Consider the following 18,211-nt stretch of genomic DNA (forward strand, 5'->3'; position numbering starts at 1 on the left):
CATGCAGGCTCTCTGGATGTTATTGGCGTCCGCCATGTTCGCCATTATGGGATCGTTCGTGAAGCTCGGTACCGAGCATGGCGCGTCGTTGCCGCAAGTGGTGCTTTTCCGCGGCCTGCCGTCGGTCATCCTGCTGCTGATCTGGGCCCGCGCCGGCCGCCAGTCCATCATCCCGACTAGCTGGAAGCTGCATCTGTGGCGCAATCTCTCCGGCGTTACCTCGATGTGGCTGGGCTTTTTCGCGATTTCCCACCTGCCGCTGGCCACGGCCACCAGCCTGAACTACACGGCGCCGCTTTTCATCGCCTGTTGGATGCTGGGCTGGGGCGGCGCGCAGCGCGACCCCGTGCGCATCGCGGCGGTGGCGCTGGGGTTCCTCGGGGTGATCGCCGTGCTGCGCCCCAGCATCAACGAAGACCAGTGGCTGGCCGCCTTGCTGGGCATGGCGGCCGGCGCCATGTCGGCCATCGCCATGATGCAGATCCGCCAGTTGGGCCGCATCGGCGAACCCGAATGGCGCACGGTGCTGTTCTTCTCCGTGGCCGTGTGCGTGTCCAGCATGGTCGGGCTGGCCTTCGAAGGCTGGGGCCGCGCCGACTGGACGGGCTACCTGTCGCTGGTGGGCGTGGGCGTGGCGGGCCTGTTCGGCCAACTGGCCATGACCCGGGCGTTCGGCGTGGGTTCGGCCCTGCTGACGGCGGCCCTGCAATACAGCACCATCATTTTCGCGGCCCTGCTGGGCATGGGCCTGTGGGGCGACCATCTCGACGCCCTGGCCTGGGCAGGCATGGGCCTGATCATTTTCGCGGGCCTGCTGTCGGTATGGCGCACCATGCGCGACCCCAAGCCGGCCTGAGCCGCGGCCGACCCTATCCCATACAGGAGCACACCGAATGACGATGACACTGATTTCCGCGGCCGGCCTGGCCGAGCGCCTGAATGCCCCCGGCGTGCGCGTCTTCGATGTGCGCCATGACCTGACCAACCACTCGGCCGGCCGCCAGGCCTACGAGGCCGGCCATATCCCCGGCGCCCGCTACCTGGACCACGAGACCGAACTGGCCGCGGCCCGCACGGGCAGGAACGGGCGCCACCCGCTGCCGTCCCGCGCGGCGTTCGGCGCGCTGATGGCCGCCCATGGCGTGACGCCCGAGACCCTGGTGGTGGCGTACGACGCCAGCGGCGGCATGTACGCCGCCCACCTGTGGTGGATGCTGCGCTGGCTGGGGCATGGGCAGGTTGCCGTGCTGGACGGTGGCTGGCAGGCCTGGACCGCCGCCGGGCTGCCCACGGCCGCCGAGGCCGAACCGGCCCCGGCCCCGGGCGCGGCGGTGGAACCCGGCGCTGCGCTGGCCGGATCCGTGGACGCCCAGGCCGTGCTGGACAACATCGCCCGCCCGTCGTTCACCGTGATCGACGCGCGCGCGGCCAACCGGTACCGCGGCGAAGTCGAGCCCATGGATCCCGTGGCGGGCCATATCCCGGGCGCGCTGAACCGCCCCAATGGCGAGAATCTCCAGCCGGACGGCCGCTTCAAGCCGGCCGAGCAACTGCGCGCCGAATTCGCCGGCCTGCTGGACGGACGCGATCCCGCGTCCATCGTGCACCAGTGCGGTTCGGGCATCACCGCCTGCCACAATCTGCTGTCCATGGAGATCGCGGGCCTGGCGGGTTCGCGCCTGTACCCGGGGTCCTGGAGCGAATGGTGCAGCGACCCGTCCCGTCCGGTGGCCAAGGGCGCCTGATACCGGCAAACCCCGGGCAGGCCGCCCTTACCAGACGGCGGCCAGCCTGACCCGCGCCGAGACGCCTTCGGCGATTTCCAGGAAGTGGTCCAGCGACGGGGTCGCCAGCCCGGGCACCTTGGCCATGTCGTCCCAGCGCCTCAGGCGTATCGCGTCCGGCGCGCCCGGCACGCTCGCGAAATCCACCGCCTGGCCCGCATCGAAACCGCCCCCTTGCAGCGCCAGGCTGCGCTTCGAATCCTCCGAGAGCGACGCTTCATATTGCGGCTCCATATAGCAGAGGTAGCGTTTGGCCTCCACGTGCAGCCGGATCGGGTCCAGCACCTCGGGGCCGAACAGGCCGCGCAGGAATGGCAGCACGAAGTACTGATGCTTGTCGTCGATGCCGCGCAGGGTCGGCGTGCCCGGCCGGTCGGCGATGAGGTGGCCGAGGTCGTGCAGCAGGCAGGCCGTGATCAGGTGGGGGCCGGCGCCGTTGCGTTCGGCGAGCGCCGCCGTCTGCAGCGCATGCCGCAGATGGCTGACGGATTCGCCATGATAGGAGCGGTGTCCGCGCTCCAGGAAAATCTGTTCGATATCTTGCAGGGTCAAGGCCATGGTCGTCTCCAGGGTGGCCGCAAAGCGGAGGTGGCGGGCGGGGGCCGGTGCCGGTCAGTTCGCGGCCGGCGCCATCTCCAGAAAGCGCGCGATGAGCTGCACCGGTTGGCGCTCGCGCAGGCAATACAGGTATTCGTGCATCACGATGTCGGCGCCCTGGATGTCCAGGGCCGCCAGGTCGGGATGCGAGGGGATTTCGCGCGAGGGGATCAGGCTGATCCCCAGCCCGCACAGGATGGCTTGCCGGATCGATTCCCGGCTGCCGATCTCCAGCGTGCGGCGCACGGCGACGCCGGCCGCCCGCAGGGCGTCTTCCGTGAGCTGCCGCGTCATGGAACCGGGTTCGCGCAGGAGCAGGGCGTGTTCCGCCAGGTCGGCCAGGCGGACCTGGCCGCGGCGGGCCAGCGGGTGGTCGCGATGCGTCACCACGCGGATGGGATCGGCGGCGATCCTCCGCCGGTACAGGTGCCTGTCATCCATCAGAAAGGATGAGGTGGCAATCTCGATGCGGTAATCGTGCAGCGCCTGCAGCATGCTCTGCGAATTGCCGATCGTGAGGGTCAGGTCGATGCCCGGGTAGCGCTGGTTGTAGCTGCGCACCGTGTCCATGATGTAGAAGGGGCCGGTGGCGCCGATGCGCAGATTGCCTTCGCGCAGATCGCTGGCGTCGCGCAGGCGGAAGTCGATCTCGGTTTCCTGCTGGACCAGCTTCTCCACCATGGGCATCAGGCTGTGGCCCGCGTCCGACAGGCGCATGCCGCGCCCTTGCCGATGGAACAGTTCTACCCCGTAGCGCGACTCCAACTGGCGCAATTGCCCCGTCACCGTGGGCTGGCTGACGCCCAACTGGGCGGCGGCCTTGGTGACGGTGCCGCAGCGGGCCACGGCGTAGAAGGATTTGAGTTCGGCAACAAGCACGGTGTTTGGGGGCGGTAAATGGACGCAATGCGCAAGACCGCCAGTACACCAAAATAATTTGATGTTTTTATTACTGCATTTGCGCGAAGTGTCATAAACACTCAATACGCGCGTTCCATACTGCCTGCGTTCCCAAACCGGAGGCCCCATGGCCGCACGCGATAACGCATTTCTCTCCGTCAGGCATCTTGTGAAGCGGTTCGGCAGCCACACCGCGCTGTCGGACGTCTCGCTCGACATCCGCGCCGGAGAGCTGGTGTGCCTGCTGGGGCCCTCGGGCTGCGGCAAGACCACCCTGCTGCGCGCGATCGCCGGCCTGGAGCGCCAGGACAGCGGCGCGATCGTACTGTCCGGCCGCGACATTTCGCACGCCGAGCCGCAAGCGCGCGACTACGGCATCCTGTTCCAGTCCTATGCCTTGTTCCCCAACCTGACCGTGGCCCAGAACGTGGCCTACGGACTGAGCGGCAAGCGCGCCCACCGCAGCCACGTCGCCAGCCGCGTCGAGGAAATGCTGACGCTGGTGGGCCTGGCGGGCGCGGCCGGAAAATATCCGGGACAGATTTCGGGCGGACAGCAGCAGCGCGTGGCCCTGGCGCGCGCGCTGGCCCCGTCGCCGTCCCTGCTGCTGCTGGACGAGCCCATGTCCGCCCTGGACGCCCGCGTGCGCGAACATCTGCGCATCGAACTGCGCGCCCTGCAAAAGCGCCTGTCGATCACCACGCTGATGGTCACCCACGACCAGGAAGAGGCCATGGTGATGGCCGACCGCATCGCCGTCATGAACGGCGGCGTCATCGAACAGTACGGCACCCCGAGAGAGCTTTACCGCCAGCCCGGCTCGGCCTTCATCGCCGATTTCGTGGGCGAGGCCAACTGGCTGCCGTTCGAACGCGTGGACGCGCATCGCGCCCGCGTCGGCCGGCAGGAACTGGCCGTGGACGAGGCGCTGGACGCCGCCACGGGCAGGCTGTTCGTGCGGCCGGAAGCGGTGCGTGTGAGCACGGCGCGTCCGGACCTGCCCAACGCCATGCTGGCCGACGTGCTGGACGGCGTGTTCCTGGGCCGCGGCTACCGCCTGGCCCTGCGCCTGGAAGGCGTGCCCGGCGCGACGGTGCATTCCATCGTATCCCCTGAAATCGGAGACGCCCTGCTGGGCCCTCACGCTGCCAGCCGCTGCTGGGTGGAGCTGCCGCGCCATGCGCTACGCGCCTACGCTTGATCCCGCCATGGTCCGCTCCTCCGATGCGCCCATGCCGGCCGCTCTCGTTGCCGCGCCCGCGCCGTCGCTGGGCCGGCGCCCCTTGCCCGCCTGGATCGGCGCCGCCGGCCTGGCGGCCGGGCAGGGCGCGCTGGCGCTGGGCCTGCTGCTGTTCCTGGCCCTGCCGCTGGCGGCGATCCTGATCAAGGCCGTGACCGACGGCAACGGCGATTGGGCCGGGCTGTCGGTGGTCGCCGGCATCATCGGCGGCGACGGTTTCCTGGCCATGGTCGCGCGCAGCCTGGCGGTGGGCGCCGTGACGACGCTGCTGGTCGTGCCCTGCGCCTACGGATTCGCCTATGGCCTGACGCGCACGCGCCTGCCGGGCAAGGGGCTGCTGCGCACCGTCGCCCTGCTGCCGCTGCTCGCCCCGTCGCTGCTGCCGGGCATCGCGCTGGTGTACCTGCTGGGCAACCAGGGCCTGCTCAAGGGGCTGACCGGCGGCGCCACCATCTACGGTTTCTGGGGCATCGTCGCGGGCGAGGCGTTCTACACCTTCCCGCACGCCCTCATGATCCTGCTGACCGGGCTGGCCCTGGCCGACGGCCGCCTCTACGACGCCGCGCGCGCCATGGGCGCGGGCCCGTGGCGCACCTTCATGACCGTGACCCTGCCGGGCACCCGCTACGCCGTGTTCTCCGCGTGCTGCGTGGTGTTCACGCTGACGGTGACGGACTTCGGCGTACCCAAGGTCGTCGGCGGCGACTACAACGTGCTGGCGATGGAGGCCTACAAGGCCGTGGTCGGGCAGCAGAATTTCCCCAAGGGCGCGGCTATCGGCATCCTGCTGCTCCTGCCCGCCCTCCTGACCTTCGCGCTGGACCGCCGGCTGCGCGCCCGCCAGGGCGCCCAACTGAGCGGCCGGGCCCAGCCCTACGCGGCGGGCTCCAACCGCCGCCGCGACGCCGCGTTCCTGGCGCTGGCGGGCGTGCTGGCCGCGTTCCTGCTGCTGATCATCGGCGTGGCGGTCTGGGCGTCGTTCGTGAAGATGTGGCCCTACAACCTGTCGATGTCGCTGCGTTCCTACGACTTCGACAACATGGACGGCGGCGGCTGGCTGGCCTGGCGCAACAGCCTGCAACTGGCGTTCTGCACGGCGCTGGCGGGCACGGCCGTGGTCTTCACCGGCGCCTGGATGATGGAGAAGGTGCCGGCCCGCGGCGCCATGGCGCAGGGCCTGCGCGGCCTGCTCGGCATGCTGGCGCTGATGCCCATGGCCGTTCCGGGCCTGGTGCTGGGGCTGGGCTACATCTTCTTCTTCAACAGCCCGATGAATCCGCTGAACGTGCTGTACGGAACGATGCCGCTGCTGGTCCTGTGCACCGTCGTCCACTTCTACACCAGCGCGCACCTGACGGCCGCCACGGCGCTCAACGCGCTGGACCCCGAGTTCGAGGCCGCTTCCGCGTCGCTGAAGGTGCCGCGCCTGACCACGTTCCTGCGCGTGACCCTGCCGATGTGCCTGCCGGCCGCGCTGGACGTCGCCCGCTATCTGTTCGTTTCCGCCATGACGACGGTGTCCGCCGTGGTGTTCCTGTACAGCCCGTCCACGGTGCTGGCCGCGGTCGCGGTGCTGAACATGGACGACGCCGGCTTCATCGGCCCCGCCGCCGCCATGTGCACCGTGATCATGGCCAGTTCGGCCGCCGCGGCGCTGGCCCTGCACCTGGCAAGCCGCGCGCTGGTGGCGCGCAGCCAGGCCTGGCGCCGCCCCGCGGCCCATTGACCGACTATTTTCCTGAAGGATGACCCTCATGACTGTTTCGCCTTTGCCCGTCCGCCTGGAAGCGGTGATCTTCGATTGGGCCGGAACGCTGGTCGATTTCGGTTCTTTCGCGCCCACTAAAGTGTTCGTCGACGCGTTCGCGCAGTTCGGCATGGACGTCTCGCTGGCGCAGGCCCGCGGCCCGATGGGCATGGGCAAGTGGGACCACATCCGCGCGCTGTGCAACGACATCGCCATCGCCAGCCAGTATCAGGCCCAGTTCGGCCGCCTGCCCACCGACGACGACGTGACCGCCATCTATGAGCGCTTCCTGCCGATGCAACTGGAGAAGGTCGCCCAGTATTCGGCGGCGATACCCGGCGCGGCCGAACTGCTGCGCGCGCTGCGCCAGCGCGGCCTGAAGATCGGTTCGTGCTCGGGCTATCCCGACAGCGTCATGCGCCGCGTGGTCGAGCGCGCCGCCGCGGAGGGCCTGGAGCCCGACTGCATCGTGGCCAGCGACGACGTGCCGCGCGCCCGCCCCGCGCCCGCGATGGCCCTGAAGAACGTGGTGGAGCTGGGCCTGTCGGACGTGGCCGCGTGCATCAAGGTCGACGACACCGCGCCGGGGATCGAGGAAGGGCGCCGCGCCGGCATGTGGACCGTGGGCCTGCTGCTCTCCGGCAACGCCGCCGGCCTGACGCTGGACGAATACCTGAGCCTGGACGACGCCGGCCGCCAGGAGGCGCGCGCCCGGGCCAGCGCCGAACTCTCGCCCGCCGCGCCGCATTACCTGATCGACACCGTCGCCGACCTGCCCGCCGTGATCGCCGATATCGAATCCCGCTTGTCCGCGGGCCGGCGGCCCTAACCGCTCACCGACCCTTTACGCGCCGCATACGGGACCGGTTCGCGCCGGCCCCGGGGGCCCTTTTCAGCCTTTTTTCCGCTTATCCACGGAGTACTCCATGAATCGCTACAAGCTGCTTGCACTGGCCGCCGCCCTGACGGGCACGATGGGCGCCGCCTCCGCCGAGACCACCCTGACCGTGTACACGGCGCTCGAGGCCGACCAGATCAAGGCCTACCAGGCCGCGTTCGAGAAGGCCAATCCCGACATCAAGATCCAGTGGGTGCGCGACTCCACCGGCATCATCGCCGCCAAGCTGCTGGCCGAGAAGAGCAACCCCAAGGCCGACGTGATCTGGGGCCTGGCCGGCACGGCCCTGGGCCTGATGGACAAGGAAGGCATGCTGCAGCCCTATGCCCCCAAGGGCCTGGACCAGATCGCCGCCAACATGCGCGACGCCAAGGCCGAGCCGTCGTGGGTCGGCATGGACGGCTACGCCGCCGCCATCTGCTTCAACACCATCGAAGCCGAAAAGCAGAAGCTGCCCAAGCCCGCCTCGTGGCAGGACCTGACCAAGCCGGTGTACGCCGGCAAGATCGTCATGCCGAACCCGGCGTCCTCGGGCACGGGCTTTCTGGACGTGAGCGCCTGGCTGCAGATCTTCGGCGAAGAAAAGGGCTGGGCCTACATGGACGCCCTGCACAAGAACATCGGCTCGTACACGCACTCGGGTTCCAAGCCCTGCAACATGGCCGCCGCCGGCGAGTTCCCGATCGGCGTGTCGTTCGACTATCGCGCCGCGAAGCTGAAGGCCGACGGCGCGCCGGTCGAGGCCGTGTTCCCGTCGGAAGGCCTGGGCTGGGAAGTCGAAGCCACCGCCATCGTGAAGGGCACCAAGAACCTGGAAGCGGCCCGCAAACTGGCCGACTTCTCGGCCAGCCGCGAGGCCAACGAACTGTACAAGGCCAACTTCGCGGTGCTGGCGATCCCGTCGGTGGCGACGGTCAATCCCAACCTGCCGGCCGACTTGACCACGCGCATGATCAAGAACGACTTCGTGTGGGCCGCCACGAACCGCGAACGCATCATCGCCGAATGGACCAAGCGTTACGACGGCAAGTCCGAGCCGAAGAAGAAGTAAGCCGCAATCCCTCGAGCAATATTCCAGAGATGAAGAACTTCGACGTAGTCGTAGTGGGCGCGGGCATGCTGGGCATCGCGCACGCCTGGGCGGCCGCCAAGCGCGGCCTGTCCGTGGCCGTGATCGAGCGCAGCCGCCAGGCGCATGGCGCCACGATCCGCAATTTCGGCCAGGTCATCGTCACGGGCCAGGCGCCCGGCACGATGCTGTCGCACGCCCGGCAGGCCCGCGAACTGTGGCTGGATCTGGCGGGCAAGGCGGGCTTCCACGTGCGGGCCAACGGCGCCCTGGTGCTGGCGCGCAATGCCGACGAGGCGGACGTGCTGCAGGAGTTCGCCGACACGCGCATGCGGCAGGAAGGCTATCGCGCCGACCTGCTGTCGGGCCGCGACGTGGCCGGCCTGTATGGCGGCCGGCTGGCGCACCACTGCGCGGCCCTGCAGGGGCATGACGACCTGCAGATCTATTCGCGCGAGGCGCTGCCGGCCATCACGCGCTACCTGGCCGGGTCGCTGGGCGTCGCCTTCGTCACCGGCACGCTGGCGCGCGCCGTGGAAGGCGGGCTGGTGTGCACCTCGGCCGGCGAATTCAAGGGCGAGCATGTGTTCGTCTGCCCGGGCCACGATTACCTGACCCTGCTGCCCGAACGGTTCGCGCCGCTGAACCTGGAGGTCACGCGCCTGCAGATGCTGCGCGCCGCGTTCGAGACGGCCCCCATCGCATTGGACCGTCCTCTGCTCACGGGCCTGTCCTGCGTGCACTACGGCGCGTTCTCGGACCTGCCTTCGGCGCTGGCGCTGCGCGGCACGATCCAGGCGCGCGAGCCGATGCTGCTGGAAAACGGCATCCACCTGCTGGTCAGCCCCACGCCCTACGGCGAACTGATCATCGGCGATTCGCACCGCTACGGCCAGGACGCGCCGCCGTTCAACGACGAAGCCGTCGACGACGCGATGCTGGATCTGGCCTCGCAGGCCCTGGGGGCGCGCCTGCGCGTGCTGGAGCGCTGGCAGGGCGTCTACGGCGCGCGCGGACCGGCGCCGTTCTCGGTGATGCCGGTGGACCCGGCCACGACGGTGGCGGTCATGCATTCGGGGGTGGGCATGACGGTGGGGCTGGCCATCGGCGAGCGCACCGTGGCCGGGGTGCTGGGCCGCTGACCACGGCAGGAAAAAGAAAGGCCTCGCGGATGAACGCGAGGCCTTTCCGTCTGGAGGAAGCGGCGCCGAAGCCCAGGGGCTTCAGGCCTTCTCCTGCATGATGCGGCGATACCATTCGTGGAAATGCTGCATGCCGTCTTCCATGGGCGACTGGTAGGGGCCGGTCTCGTTCACGCCGCGCAGCATCAGGGCCTTGCGGCCGGCGTCCATGCGTTCGGCGATCTCGTCGTCCTCGATGGCCGTTTCCATGTAGGCGGCGCGCTGCGCCTCGACGAACTCGCGCTCGAAGGCGGCGATTTCCTCGGGGTAGTAGAACTCGACCACGTTCACCGTTTCCTGGGGGCTCTTGGGGTACAGCGTGGAGAGCACCAGCACGTGCGGATAGAGTTCGATCATGTGGGTCGGGAAATACGTGACCCAGACCGCGCCGAAATCGGGCGCGTCGCCTTCGCGGAACGCCAGCAGGCGGTCATGCCACTGCTTGTAGACGTCCGAGCCCGGCTGCGCCAGCGCGTTGTGCACGCCGACCCGCTGCAGGCTGTACCAGTCGTTGAACTCCCAGGTCAGGTCGTCGCACGTGACGAAGCGGCCCAGGCCGGGGTGGAACGGGCCGACGTGGTAGTCCTCGAGGTAGACCTCGATGAAGGTCTTCCAGTTGTAGTTGCACTGGTGCACCTCGACGTGGTCCAGCACGTAGTCGCCGAAGTCGAACTCGGGCCGCGAGAACAGCGGGGCCATGTCGGAGGCCGGATCGCGCGGGCCTTCGAACAGCAGGCCGTGGCAATCGCGCAGGCGGAACTTCTGCAGGTTCATGCAGGGCGTGGTGTCGAACTGCGGCGCGCCCAACAACTCGCCCTGGTTGTTGTACGTCCAACGGTGCAGCGGACACACGATGTTGCCGCCGCTTGCCTTCAGATTGCCCTTCGTATTGCAGTTGCCGGCCACATCGCCGGCCTCGCCGCCAAGCATCAATGCCTGCCGGTGGCGGCAGACATTCGAGATGAGTTCGACGCCCTGCTGGTTGCGGACCAGCACGCGCCCACTGCTTTCCTGGACCAGCGTACGCCAGTCCCCGATTTCGGGCACCAATTTCTGGTGGCCGACGTATTGCGAGGATTGCTTGAAAATGAGTTCTTGCTCGCGGGCAAAGAGGGCTTCGTCAAAATACGCGCTGACGGGTAGCTGGGTGCGAGCTGGCACTACATGTGCCATCCGACCGATGTCGGTCATGATTCCCTCCGCTCGGATAAAAAAGCCAGGACGGTCGAGCTTTTTGCCCAGGGGCTTTGCCTGGCGGCCTTGCCCAGCGTGCAGCGCGGACCTGTCGGGCCGGGCCTTGGGGGCCTGGCCAAATCCGCCGGTTGAATTCCGCTGGGCAAATCCGCCAAGTGAAATCCGCTGGGTGAATTCCGTTCTGGCGCGAAGAAAAATCGGTGTCTGGCCGATCAAATAAGCCGTGAATTGTACCCCAAGCCCTTGCCCCGCGCCCGTGAAGATACGGGAAGCCCGGGCGGGCCGCGGCGGAGCCGTTCCGGCCGGTGCCGGAACCCGGTTTCCGCCAGGCGGCGCAAGCCTTTCAGACTAGCCGGCGGGTGGCCGGATGCCGCCTCAGCAGCCAACTGCTGGCCGCCGACAGCGCGAACACGGTGGCGGCCAGCAAGGGCACCGCCCAGGCGTCGCTGCGCGAGCCGGCCATCGCGCCGGCGCGGCGCGCCAGGTCCAGGAACAGCGGATGGATCAGGTACACGCCGAAGGTCAGCGGCGCCAGCGGGGCTAGGCGCGGCAGCCGGGGCGAGGAGACGATCCACTGGAACGCGGCCAGCGACATGAACGGCACGGTCAGGCTGAAATAATCATAGAAATAAGTGTCCAGCGTGCGGCTGCTGGACATGGCATAGACGCCAAGCGCGGTCGCGGCCACGCTGGCCGCCAGCATCAGGCCGGGCCGCGGCACGCGCATCTGGCCGTCGAAGATCAGACGGCCGGCCACGAAGTAGCCCAGATAGGGGAGGAACCAGGTCAGGAAGAAGCCGGCGGGCGCGCCGAGCGCGCGGCGGTACAGCGCGTCCAGGATCGCCACGCCCAGGATGCCGACCACCCACAGCCCGCGCGCGCGCGGCGTGCTGCGCGCATACAGCAGCCGGGTCAGCGGGGCGAACAGGTACAGCCCCACGATCATGTAGAGATACCAGAGATGGTAGTAGGGTTCGCCCTGGACGACCTTGCGCGGCCAGAACGAAAAATCGACGCGGCCGTCGTCCCACCAGTCCAGCGCCGTGCGCCATGCCAGGTAGAAAAGCGTCCAGAACAGCAGCGGCGCGCAGATACGGGCCATGCGGCGGCTGTAGAACTGGCGCGCGTCCTGGGGCTTGTCGGGGTCCAGCAGCAGGGCGCCGCTGACCATGACGAAAACGGGCACGCACCAGCGGGCGGCGGAATCGTACAGATTGGCCGCCAGCCAGGCCCCGCCGCCGTAGGCGGACGGGTTGCTGACGATCATGGCCGCGCTGTGCAGCAGGACGACGGCCAGTGCCGCCAGCCAGCGGGCGGCATCCAGGCGCGAATATTTTTCTTCCAGGTACGGCATCGGACTCCCGGTTCGGTGTTTGTTTCACCATAGCAGCCGGGAGTGCGAGGCTTGTGTATCCAGGGGTTAGGGCCTGTTAACAACCCGTCACTGCAGGACGATGTTGGCCTGCTTGATCAGTTGCGAAACGATGGGCTGTTCGGTCTGGATCTGCTTGTCCAGTTCGGCCGGCGTGCCGGACCGCGGGTCGATGCCCATGTCCAGCATGCGCTTCTTCACCGCTTCGTCCTGGAGCGTTTCGGCCAGCGCCTGCTGCAGCTTTTCCATCGCCGGGGCGGGCGTGCCCTTGGGCGCCACGAAGCTGAACCAGGCGGTCATGTCGAACGAGGGGTAGCCCTGTTCGGACAGCGTTTCCAGCTTGGGCTGCGTGGCCAGGCGCGAGGGGCTGGTGATGGCGAACACCTTGACCTTGCCCGCGTCGGCCTGCGGCATGCCGGTGGCCACCATGTCGAAGAACAGGTCCACGTCGCCGCTGATGAGCGCGGGCAGCGCCTGGGTCGCGCCCTTGAAGGGCACGTGCAGGATGTCGATGCCGGCGCGCTCCTTGAAGAGTTCCCCGGCCAGGTGGGACGAGGTGCCGGGGCCGAACGTGGCGAAGGTCAGCTTGCCGGGGTTCTGCTTGGCGTAGGCCACCAGGTCCTGGGTGCTGTTGAACGGCCGCTTGGGGCTGGACAGCAGGACCAGCGGCCCCACGCCCACCATGCCGATCCGGGCGAAGCCGTCCGGGTCGTAGGGCAGTTCCTTGTACAGGTAGCGGTTCGTGACCAGCGTGGAGTTGGTGGCCATCAGGATGGTGTAGCCGTCCGGCGCTTCGCGCGAGACGAACGCCGCGCCGATGGAGGTGCCGGCGCCCGCCTTGTTCTCGACGATCATGGGCTGGCCCAGCGTCTTGGCCATGCGCTCGGCCAGGATCCGCGTCAGCACGTCGGTGGCGCCGCCGGCCGGGAAGGGCGAGACGACCTTGATCGGGCGGGAAGGGTAGGTGTCGGCCTGGGCGCCCAGCGCCGCGGCGCCGAGAAGCAGGGTGGCCAGCAGTTTGAAGCTCGTGCGTATCATGTTTTTTCCCCTTGATGTCGCATACAGGAGTGGATCGTCGGGCCTGGCCTCGCGCGTTGCCGCCGGGGCGGGGTCGTCGCGCTTGCCAGTTCACCTAGGATGTTTTAAATTCCGATAAATGAAATTTAATTTTGTTATTCGAAATAAACTATAAAAACGAAGCGAATAGAAATGCAATCTTTTTCTGACGGCAAGCGCATCGTCCATCCCGCCGCCAAGCCGGACGGCAAGGTCGAACTGAGCCTGCCCGCGCGCCGCAAGCGCGCCGCGGGCGGAGAGGGCGCCAGTTCGCCGGACTTCATTACGGCGCTGGCGCGCGGCCTGGACGTGCTGCGCTGCTTCCGCCATGGCGTGACCGCGCTGGGCAACCTGGACCTGGCGCGCCTGACCGGCCTGCCCAAGCCCACCATCAGCCGCATCACCTACACGCTGACCGAACTGGGTTATCTGCGCTATCACCCCGATACGGGCAAGTATTCGCCCGGCTACGGGGTCCTGGCGCTGGGGTTCGGCCTGCTGGCCGGGCTGGAAGTGCGCGAACTCGCCAAGGCGTCGATGACGGAACTCGCCCGCGGCACGGGCGGCGCGGTCGCGCTGGGCGCCTTCGACGGAGACGCCATGACCTATGTCGAGGCCATCCACGGATCCTCCGCCCTCTACCTGCGCCTGCCGGTGGGCTACCGCGCCAGCCTGGACAGCGCCATGGGCCGGGCCTACCTGGCCAGCCTGCCGGTCCCGGCGTGCGACGACGCATTGGCCCGCCTGGGCGAGGCCGCGCCCGCGGCCGCGGCCATCGAACGCGCCCGCGCGGAATTGCGGGAGTCGGGCTGCTGCTTCGCCATCGGCGAGTGGCAGTCGGGGATCAATGCCGCCGCGGTGCCGTTCTCGTCCGTCACGGGCGAAGGCGTCTTCGTCATGAGCTGCGGCGGGCCCGCCGGCCTGCTGCCCGAGGCGGAGCTGCGGGGGCGCGTGGCGCCTTTGCTGCGGGCGGCGATCGCGGGGCTCGCGGGGGCGTCCGCCTGAGTCGCGCGGGGCATCGGGACAGGGCCTGGGTATCTCGTACAATTCACGGATTGATCCACCCCTAGCGTCCTCGGAGATCCGTTTGGCCAAACCCTCTCAAGCCGACCCGCAGGTCGACGACCGTCCCTTGCCCCAGGATTTCGAAACGGCGCTGGCCGAGCTCGAATCGCTGGTCGCGGCCATGGAAGACGGATCGTTGCCGCTCGAGCAATCGCTGGCCGCCTACCGGCGCGGCGTGGCGCTCACCCGGGTCTGCCAGGATCGCCTGGCGCAGGCCGAGCAGCAGGTGAAGGTCCTTGAGGGCGACTTGCTGCGCCCGCTGGATCCGGCGGCGCTGGATGACGAATAAAAACCCGATGAAGCAAATCCAACTCGCCTTCCCGGAATGGCTGCAGGGCCGCGTGCGGCGCGTCGAAGACGTCCTGGACGATCTCCTGCCTCCCGCGGACGCGCTGCCCGCCCGCCTGCACGAAGCCATGCGGTACGCCGTTCTCGGCGGCGGCAAGCGGGTGCGGGCCGCGCTGGTCTATGCGGCCGGGCAGGCCTGCCCCGTCAGCGGCAGCGTCCTGGCCGTCGAGGCCTCGCTGGACCGCGCCGCCGCGGCGGTGGAACTGATCCACGCCTATTCGCTGGTGCACGACGACCTGCCGTGCATGGATGACGATACGCTGCGCCGCGGCCGGCCCACGGCCCACGTGCAGTTCGACGAAGCCACCGCCATGCTGGCGGGCGACGCCCTGCAGCCGCTGGCCTTCGACCTGCTGGCTTCCATGCCGATCGCGCCCGCGCTGATCGTGCAGGCGACCCAGTCGCTGGCGCGCGCCGCCGGCAGCCAGGGCATGGCGGGCGGGCAGGCCATCGATCTGTTCAGCGTCGGCCGCGCGCTGTCGCGCGACGAACTGCAGACCATGCACAGCATGAAGACGGGCGCCATGCTCGCGTGCAGCGTGGCCCTGGGCGGAATCGTGGCGGGCGCCAGCTCGGCCGCGCGCCAGGCGCTGGACGCCTACGCGCAGGCCGTGGGCCTGGCGTTCCAGGTCGTGGACGACATCCTCGACGTGACCGCCGACAGCGCCAGCCTGGGCAAGACGCCAGGCAAGGACGCGGCGGAGAACAAGCCCACCTACGTATCGCTCCTGGGCCTTGCCGAGGCGCGGGCGTTTGCCGAAGAATTGCGCGAGGACGCGCTGGCCGCGTTGGCGCCGCTGGGCGAGGCGGGATCGCGCCTGGCCCAACTGGCCGACTTCATCGTCCTGCGGGACCGCTGAGCCGAGACAAGCCCGGGCTGGATGCAGGCCGGGACAACGAACCAAATAAAAGCATGACGACAGATTTATTGGACCGCATTCAATCCCCGGCAGACCTCAAGCGCCTGGATCGCCGCGAGCTCAAGAAGCTTGCGGACGAGCTGCGAGGCTTCGTGCTGGAATCGGTATCCAAAACGGGCGGGCACCTGTCGTCCAACCTGGGCACCGTCGAGCTCACGCTGGCCCTGCACCAGGTATTCGACACGCCCCACGACCGCATCGTCTGGGACGTGGGCCACCAGTCCTACCCCCACAAGATCCTGACCGGCCGCCGCGCCGGCATGGCCCAACTGCGGCAGCAGGGCGGCATTTCGGGCTTTCCGAAGCGCAGCGAATCCGAGTACGACGCCTTCGGCACGGCGCACTCGTCCACGTCCATCTCGGCCGCGCTGGGCATGGCGGTCGCGTCGCGCAACGCCGGCGCGCAGCGCCAGCACATCGCCGTCATCGGCGACGGCGCGATGTCCGCCGGCATGGCGTTCGAGGCCATGAACAACGCGGGCGTCACACCCAACATCAACCTGCTGGTGATCCTGAACGACAACGACATGTCGATCTCGCCGCCGGTCGGGGCGCTGAACCGCTATCTGGCCCGCCTGATGTCGGGCCGCTTCTACGCGGCGGCCAAGAACGTCGGCCGCGCGGTGCTGCAGCACGTGCCGCCGGTGCTGGAACTGGCGCGCCGCTTCGAAGAGCACGCCAAGGGCATGGTCACGCCGGCCACGCTGTTCGAGGAATTCGGCTTCAACTACGTCGGCCCCATCGACGGGCACGACCTGGACGCCCTGGTGCCGACCCTGCAGAACCTGAAGGCCCTGCAGGGCCTGCAATTCCTGCACGTGGTGACGCGGAAAGGGCAGGGCTACAAGCTGGCCGAGGCGGATCCGGTCCTGTACCACGGCCCGGGCAAGTTCGATCCCGCGGTCGGCATCCAGCAGTCCAAGGCGCCGGGCAAGCGCACGTTCACCCAGGTGTTCGGCAAGTGGCTGTGCGACATGGCCGAGCAGGACTCGCGCCTGGTCGCCATCACGCCCGCCATGCGCGAGGGCAGCGGGCTGGTGGAGTTCGAGCAGCGCTTCCCGCAGCGGTACTTCGACGTGGGCATCGCCGAACAGCACGCCGTGACGTTCGCCGCCGGCGTCGCCTGCGAAGGCCAGAAGCCCGTGGTCGCGATCTACTCCACCTTCCTGCAGCGCGGCTACGACCAGTTCATCCACGACGTGGCGCTGCAGAACCTGGACGTCACGTTCGCGCTGGACCGCGCCGGCATCGTGGGCGCGGACGGCGCCACGCACGCCGGCAACTACGACATCGCCTTCCTGCGCTGCGTGCCCAATATGGTGGTGGCCACGCCGTCGGACGAAAACGAAACCCGCCTGCTGCTGTCGACCTGTTATCAGCATCCCGGCCCCGCGTCGGTGCGCTATCCCCGCGGCGCGGGCTGCGGCGCCGCGGAAGCGCCCGGCCTGGAAACCGTCGAACTCGGCCGGGGCGTGGTGCGCCGCGAAGGCGCGCGGATCGCCATCCTGGGCTTCGGCACCCTGGTCCAGGCCGCGCTGGTCGCCGCCGAAAAGCTGGACGCGACCGTGGCCGACATGCGTTTCGCCAAGCCGATCGACCGCGAACTGATCCTGGACCTGGCCGCCCGGCACGATGCGCTGGTCACGCTGGAAGACGCCTCCATCATGGGCGGGGCGGGCAGCGCGGTGCTGGAGACGCTGAGCGCCGCGGGCGTGCAGATTCCGGTGCTGCAACTGGGCCTGCCCGACGAGTTCATCGACCATGGCGAGCAATCGGCCCTGCTGGCCGGCATCGGCCTGGACGCCGCCGGCATCGAGCGCTCGATCCGCGCCCGCTACGCCGATCTGCCCGGCTGAAGCTCCATGGGGCCCAGGCCCGGCGGCCTGGGCCCCATGGATGCAACACACTGTTCCGGCCCCGCCAACCTACGCGGAAAAGGGTTTTCCCTGGCGATTGCCGGCGTATGGGCGATAATGGCCCCCTTCTCTAGATTCCTGGGCGCGTGCGTATGCACGATTGAACGCCTAGACAGGTAAGCCGAAATGAATTCTCCGATCGACCCCGCCATCGTGATGCCCGACGTCCAGAGTTCGGCGGACACCCGGCACATCCCGATTCAGCGGGTGGGCATCCGTGGCGTGCGCCACCCCATGCTGGTTGAAAGCGGCGACGGTTCGCCCCAGGGCACCGTGGCCAACTGGACGCTGACGGTGGCGCTGCCCCCCGAAGAAAAGGGGACGCATATGTCCCGCTTCGTGGCCCTGCTGGAAAAGTACCGCAGCACGCCCATGACGCCGGCCCTGTTCCGCGCCATGGCGGCCGACATGCTGCCGCTGCTGCACGCCGAGCGCGGCGACATTACCGCGGCGTTCCCGTATTTCATCAACAAGTCCGCCCCGATCTCCGGCGTGCAGAGCCTGCTGGACTACGAAGTCCAGTGGATCGCCCGCGCCCAGGGCGACGCCGTGGAATTCGAACTGATCGTGCAGGTGCCTGTCACCAGTCTCTGTCCGTGCTCGAAGGCCATTTCCGAGTACGGCGCGCACAACCAGCGCTCGCACGTCACCGTGTCCGCCATCCTGAACGGCGACATCGGCATGGACAGCGTCATCCGCCTGATCGAAGAGGAAGGGTCGTGCGAACTGTGGGGCCTGCTGAAGCGCCCCGACGAAAAGTACGTCACCGAACGCGCCTACGACAATCCCAAGTTCGTCGAAGACCTGGTGCGCGACGTGGCGGCCCGCCTGAACGCGCACCCCGGCATCGCCCGCTATCGCGTGGAAGCCGAGAACTTCGAATCGATCCACAACCACTCGGCCTACGCCGTCGTGGAAGGCTGA

Annotated in this window: 17 protein-coding genes; 12 read left to right on the top strand and 5 right to left on the bottom strand. The window is 68.5% G+C overall.

Annotated elements, in window-relative coordinates; all coding sequences use genetic code 11:
* Window position 1: 1 nt before the first annotated feature.
* Together AVE30378_RS20270 and AVE30378_RS20275 are read left to right on the top strand one after the other, a co-directional pair.
* On the top strand, window positions 2–856 hold the full coding sequence (locus AVE30378_RS20270) for a DMT family transporter (RefSeq protein WP_129242674.1): 855 nt from the start codon (window positions 2–4) through the stop codon (window positions 854–856).
* 37 nt (window positions 857–893) lie between these two features.
* Window positions 894–1,745 carry a sulfurtransferase gene (locus tag AVE30378_RS20275; RefSeq protein ID WP_129242676.1) on the top strand — a complete coding sequence of 284 codons (852 nt, stop codon included), beginning with the start codon at window positions 894–896 and terminating at the stop codon, window positions 1,743–1,745.
* Window positions 1,746–1,772: 27 nt separating this feature from the next.
* Here AVE30378_RS20275 and AVE30378_RS20280 read toward each other — a convergent pair whose 3' ends face one another.
* Window positions 1,773–2,342 carry a phosphonate degradation HD-domain oxygenase gene (locus tag AVE30378_RS20280; protein WP_129242678.1) on the bottom strand — a complete coding sequence of 190 codons (570 nt, stop codon included), beginning with the start codon at window positions 2,340–2,342 and terminating at the stop codon, window positions 1,773–1,775.
* Window positions 2,343–2,396: 54 nt separating this feature from the next.
* Window positions 2,397–3,260 carry a LysR family transcriptional regulator gene (locus AVE30378_RS20285; RefSeq protein WP_129242680.1) on the bottom strand — a complete coding sequence of 288 codons (864 nt, stop codon included), beginning with the start codon at window positions 3,258–3,260 and terminating at the stop codon, window positions 2,397–2,399.
* 148 nt (window positions 3,261–3,408) lie between these two features.
* Here AVE30378_RS20285 and AVE30378_RS20290 point away from each other — a divergent pair, with 148 nt between their 5' ends.
* The 5 genes from AVE30378_RS20290 (at window position 3,409) to AVE30378_RS20310 (ending at window position 9,377) form a co-directional block, all read left to right on the top strand.
* Window positions 3,409–4,482, top strand: a complete 1,074-nt coding sequence (locus AVE30378_RS20290; RefSeq protein ID WP_129242682.1) for a putative 2-aminoethylphosphonate ABC transporter ATP-binding protein — start codon at window positions 3,409–3,411, stop codon at window positions 4,480–4,482.
* Between the two features lie 31 nt (window positions 4,483–4,513).
* Window positions 4,514–6,247: a putative 2-aminoethylphosphonate ABC transporter permease subunit gene (locus tag AVE30378_RS20295; RefSeq protein WP_425265787.1), complete on the top strand. Its 1,734-nt coding sequence runs from the start codon at window positions 4,514–4,516 to the stop codon at window positions 6,245–6,247.
* 28 nt (window positions 6,248–6,275) lie between these two features.
* Complete coding sequence (phnX, locus tag AVE30378_RS20300) at window positions 6,276–7,097, top strand: phosphonoacetaldehyde hydrolase (RefSeq protein WP_165360254.1); 822 nt, start codon at window positions 6,276–6,278, stop codon at window positions 7,095–7,097.
* Between the two features lie 97 nt (window positions 7,098–7,194).
* Entirely contained in the window at window positions 7,195–8,217 is a 1,023-nt protein-coding gene (locus AVE30378_RS20305; RefSeq protein WP_129242688.1) for a putative 2-aminoethylphosphonate ABC transporter substrate-binding protein, read from the top strand.
* 29 nt (window positions 8,218–8,246) lie between these two features.
* On the top strand, window positions 8,247–9,377 hold the full coding sequence (locus AVE30378_RS20310) for a TIGR03364 family FAD-dependent oxidoreductase (RefSeq protein WP_129242690.1): 1,131 nt from the start codon (window positions 8,247–8,249) through the stop codon (window positions 9,375–9,377).
* An 81-nt stretch (window positions 9,378–9,458) separates the two neighbouring features.
* On the opposite strand, the gene AVE30378_RS20315 is transcribed toward AVE30378_RS20310, so the two are convergent.
* The 3 genes from AVE30378_RS20315 to AVE30378_RS20325 all read right to left on the bottom strand — a co-directional run bounded on the left by AVE30378_RS20315 (window position 9,459) and on the right by AVE30378_RS20325 (window position 13,020).
* Entirely contained in the window at window positions 9,459–10,607 is a 1,149-nt protein-coding gene (locus AVE30378_RS20315; protein ID WP_129242691.1) for an aromatic ring-hydroxylating oxygenase subunit alpha, read from the bottom strand.
* 346 nt (window positions 10,608–10,953) lie between these two features.
* A complete protein-coding gene (locus AVE30378_RS20320) occupies window positions 10,954–11,964 on the bottom strand; it encodes an acyltransferase (protein WP_129242693.1) in 1,011 nt (336 codons plus the stop codon).
* An 87-nt stretch (window positions 11,965–12,051) separates the two neighbouring features.
* A complete protein-coding gene (locus AVE30378_RS20325) occupies window positions 12,052–13,020 on the bottom strand; it encodes a Bug family tripartite tricarboxylate transporter substrate binding protein (RefSeq protein ID WP_129242695.1) in 969 nt (322 codons plus the stop codon).
* Window positions 13,021–13,191: 171 nt separating this feature from the next.
* Here AVE30378_RS20325 and AVE30378_RS20330 point away from each other — a divergent pair, with 171 nt between their 5' ends.
* The 5 genes from AVE30378_RS20330 (at window position 13,192) to folE2 (ending at window position 18,211) form a co-directional block, all read left to right on the top strand.
* Window positions 13,192–14,043, top strand: coding sequence for an IclR family transcriptional regulator (locus AVE30378_RS20330; protein ID WP_129242697.1), 852 nt, complete (start codon window positions 13,192–13,194; stop codon window positions 14,041–14,043).
* A gap of 82 nt (window positions 14,044–14,125) precedes the next feature.
* The gene (locus AVE30378_RS20335; RefSeq protein WP_129242699.1) at window positions 14,126–14,392 is read left to right on the top strand and encodes an exodeoxyribonuclease VII small subunit; all 267 of its coding nucleotides are present in this window, start codon (window positions 14,126–14,128) and stop codon (window positions 14,390–14,392) included.
* A gap of 7 nt (window positions 14,393–14,399) precedes the next feature.
* The gene (locus AVE30378_RS20340) at window positions 14,400–15,311 is read left to right on the top strand and encodes a polyprenyl synthetase family protein (protein ID WP_129242701.1); all 912 of its coding nucleotides are present in this window, start codon (window positions 14,400–14,402) and stop codon (window positions 15,309–15,311) included.
* 53 nt (window positions 15,312–15,364) lie between these two features.
* Window positions 15,365–17,227, top strand: coding sequence for a 1-deoxy-D-xylulose-5-phosphate synthase (gene dxs, locus AVE30378_RS20345; protein WP_129242703.1), 1,863 nt, complete (start codon window positions 15,365–15,367; stop codon window positions 17,225–17,227).
* 186 nt (window positions 17,228–17,413) lie between these two features.
* Window positions 17,414–18,211: a GTP cyclohydrolase FolE2 gene (gene folE2, locus AVE30378_RS20350; RefSeq protein ID WP_129242705.1), complete on the top strand. Its 798-nt coding sequence runs from the start codon at window positions 17,414–17,416 to the stop codon at window positions 18,209–18,211.

The organism is Achromobacter veterisilvae (assembly GCF_900496975.1).
Classification (GTDB): Bacteria; Pseudomonadota; Gammaproteobacteria; order Burkholderiales; family Burkholderiaceae_B; genus Achromobacter; species Achromobacter veterisilvae.

Excerpts from the sequence above, each read along its gene's own strand:
- AVE30378_RS20270 (WP_129242674.1), top strand. The coding sequence starts at position 2 with ATGCAGGCTCTCTGGATGTTATTGGCGTCCGCCATGTTCGCCATTATG.
- AVE30378_RS20275 (WP_129242676.1), top strand. The coding sequence starts at position 894 with ATGACGATGACACTGATTTCCGCGGCCGGCCTGGCCGAGCGCCTGAAT.
- AVE30378_RS20280 (WP_129242678.1), bottom strand. The coding sequence starts at position 2,342 with ATGGCCTTGACCCTGCAAGATATCGAACAGATTTTCCTGGAGCGCGGA.
- AVE30378_RS20290 (WP_129242682.1), top strand. The coding sequence starts at position 3,409 with ATGGCCGCACGCGATAACGCATTTCTCTCCGTCAGGCATCTTGTGAAG.
- AVE30378_RS20295 (WP_425265787.1), top strand. The coding sequence starts at position 4,514 with ATGCCGGCCGCTCTCGTTGCCGCGCCCGCGCCGTCGCTGGGCCGGCGC.
- phnX (WP_165360254.1), top strand. The coding sequence starts at position 6,276 with ATGACTGTTTCGCCTTTGCCCGTCCGCCTGGAAGCGGTGATCTTCGAT.
- AVE30378_RS20305 (WP_129242688.1), top strand. The coding sequence starts at position 7,195 with ATGAATCGCTACAAGCTGCTTGCACTGGCCGCCGCCCTGACGGGCACG.
- AVE30378_RS20310 (WP_129242690.1), top strand. The coding sequence starts at position 8,247 with ATGAAGAACTTCGACGTAGTCGTAGTGGGCGCGGGCATGCTGGGCATC.
- AVE30378_RS20315 (WP_129242691.1), bottom strand. The coding sequence starts at position 10,607 with ATGACCGACATCGGTCGGATGGCACATGTAGTGCCAGCTCGCACCCAG.
- AVE30378_RS20320 (WP_129242693.1), bottom strand. The coding sequence starts at position 11,964 with ATGCCGTACCTGGAAGAAAAATATTCGCGCCTGGATGCCGCCCGCTGG.
- AVE30378_RS20325 (WP_129242695.1), bottom strand. The coding sequence starts at position 13,020 with ATGATACGCACGAGCTTCAAACTGCTGGCCACCCTGCTTCTCGGCGCC.
- AVE30378_RS20330 (WP_129242697.1), top strand. The coding sequence starts at position 13,192 with ATGCAATCTTTTTCTGACGGCAAGCGCATCGTCCATCCCGCCGCCAAG.
- AVE30378_RS20340 (WP_129242701.1), top strand. The coding sequence starts at position 14,400 with ATGAAGCAAATCCAACTCGCCTTCCCGGAATGGCTGCAGGGCCGCGTG.
- dxs (WP_129242703.1), top strand. The coding sequence starts at position 15,365 with ATGACGACAGATTTATTGGACCGCATTCAATCCCCGGCAGACCTCAAG.
- folE2 (WP_129242705.1), top strand. The coding sequence starts at position 17,414 with ATGAATTCTCCGATCGACCCCGCCATCGTGATGCCCGACGTCCAGAGT.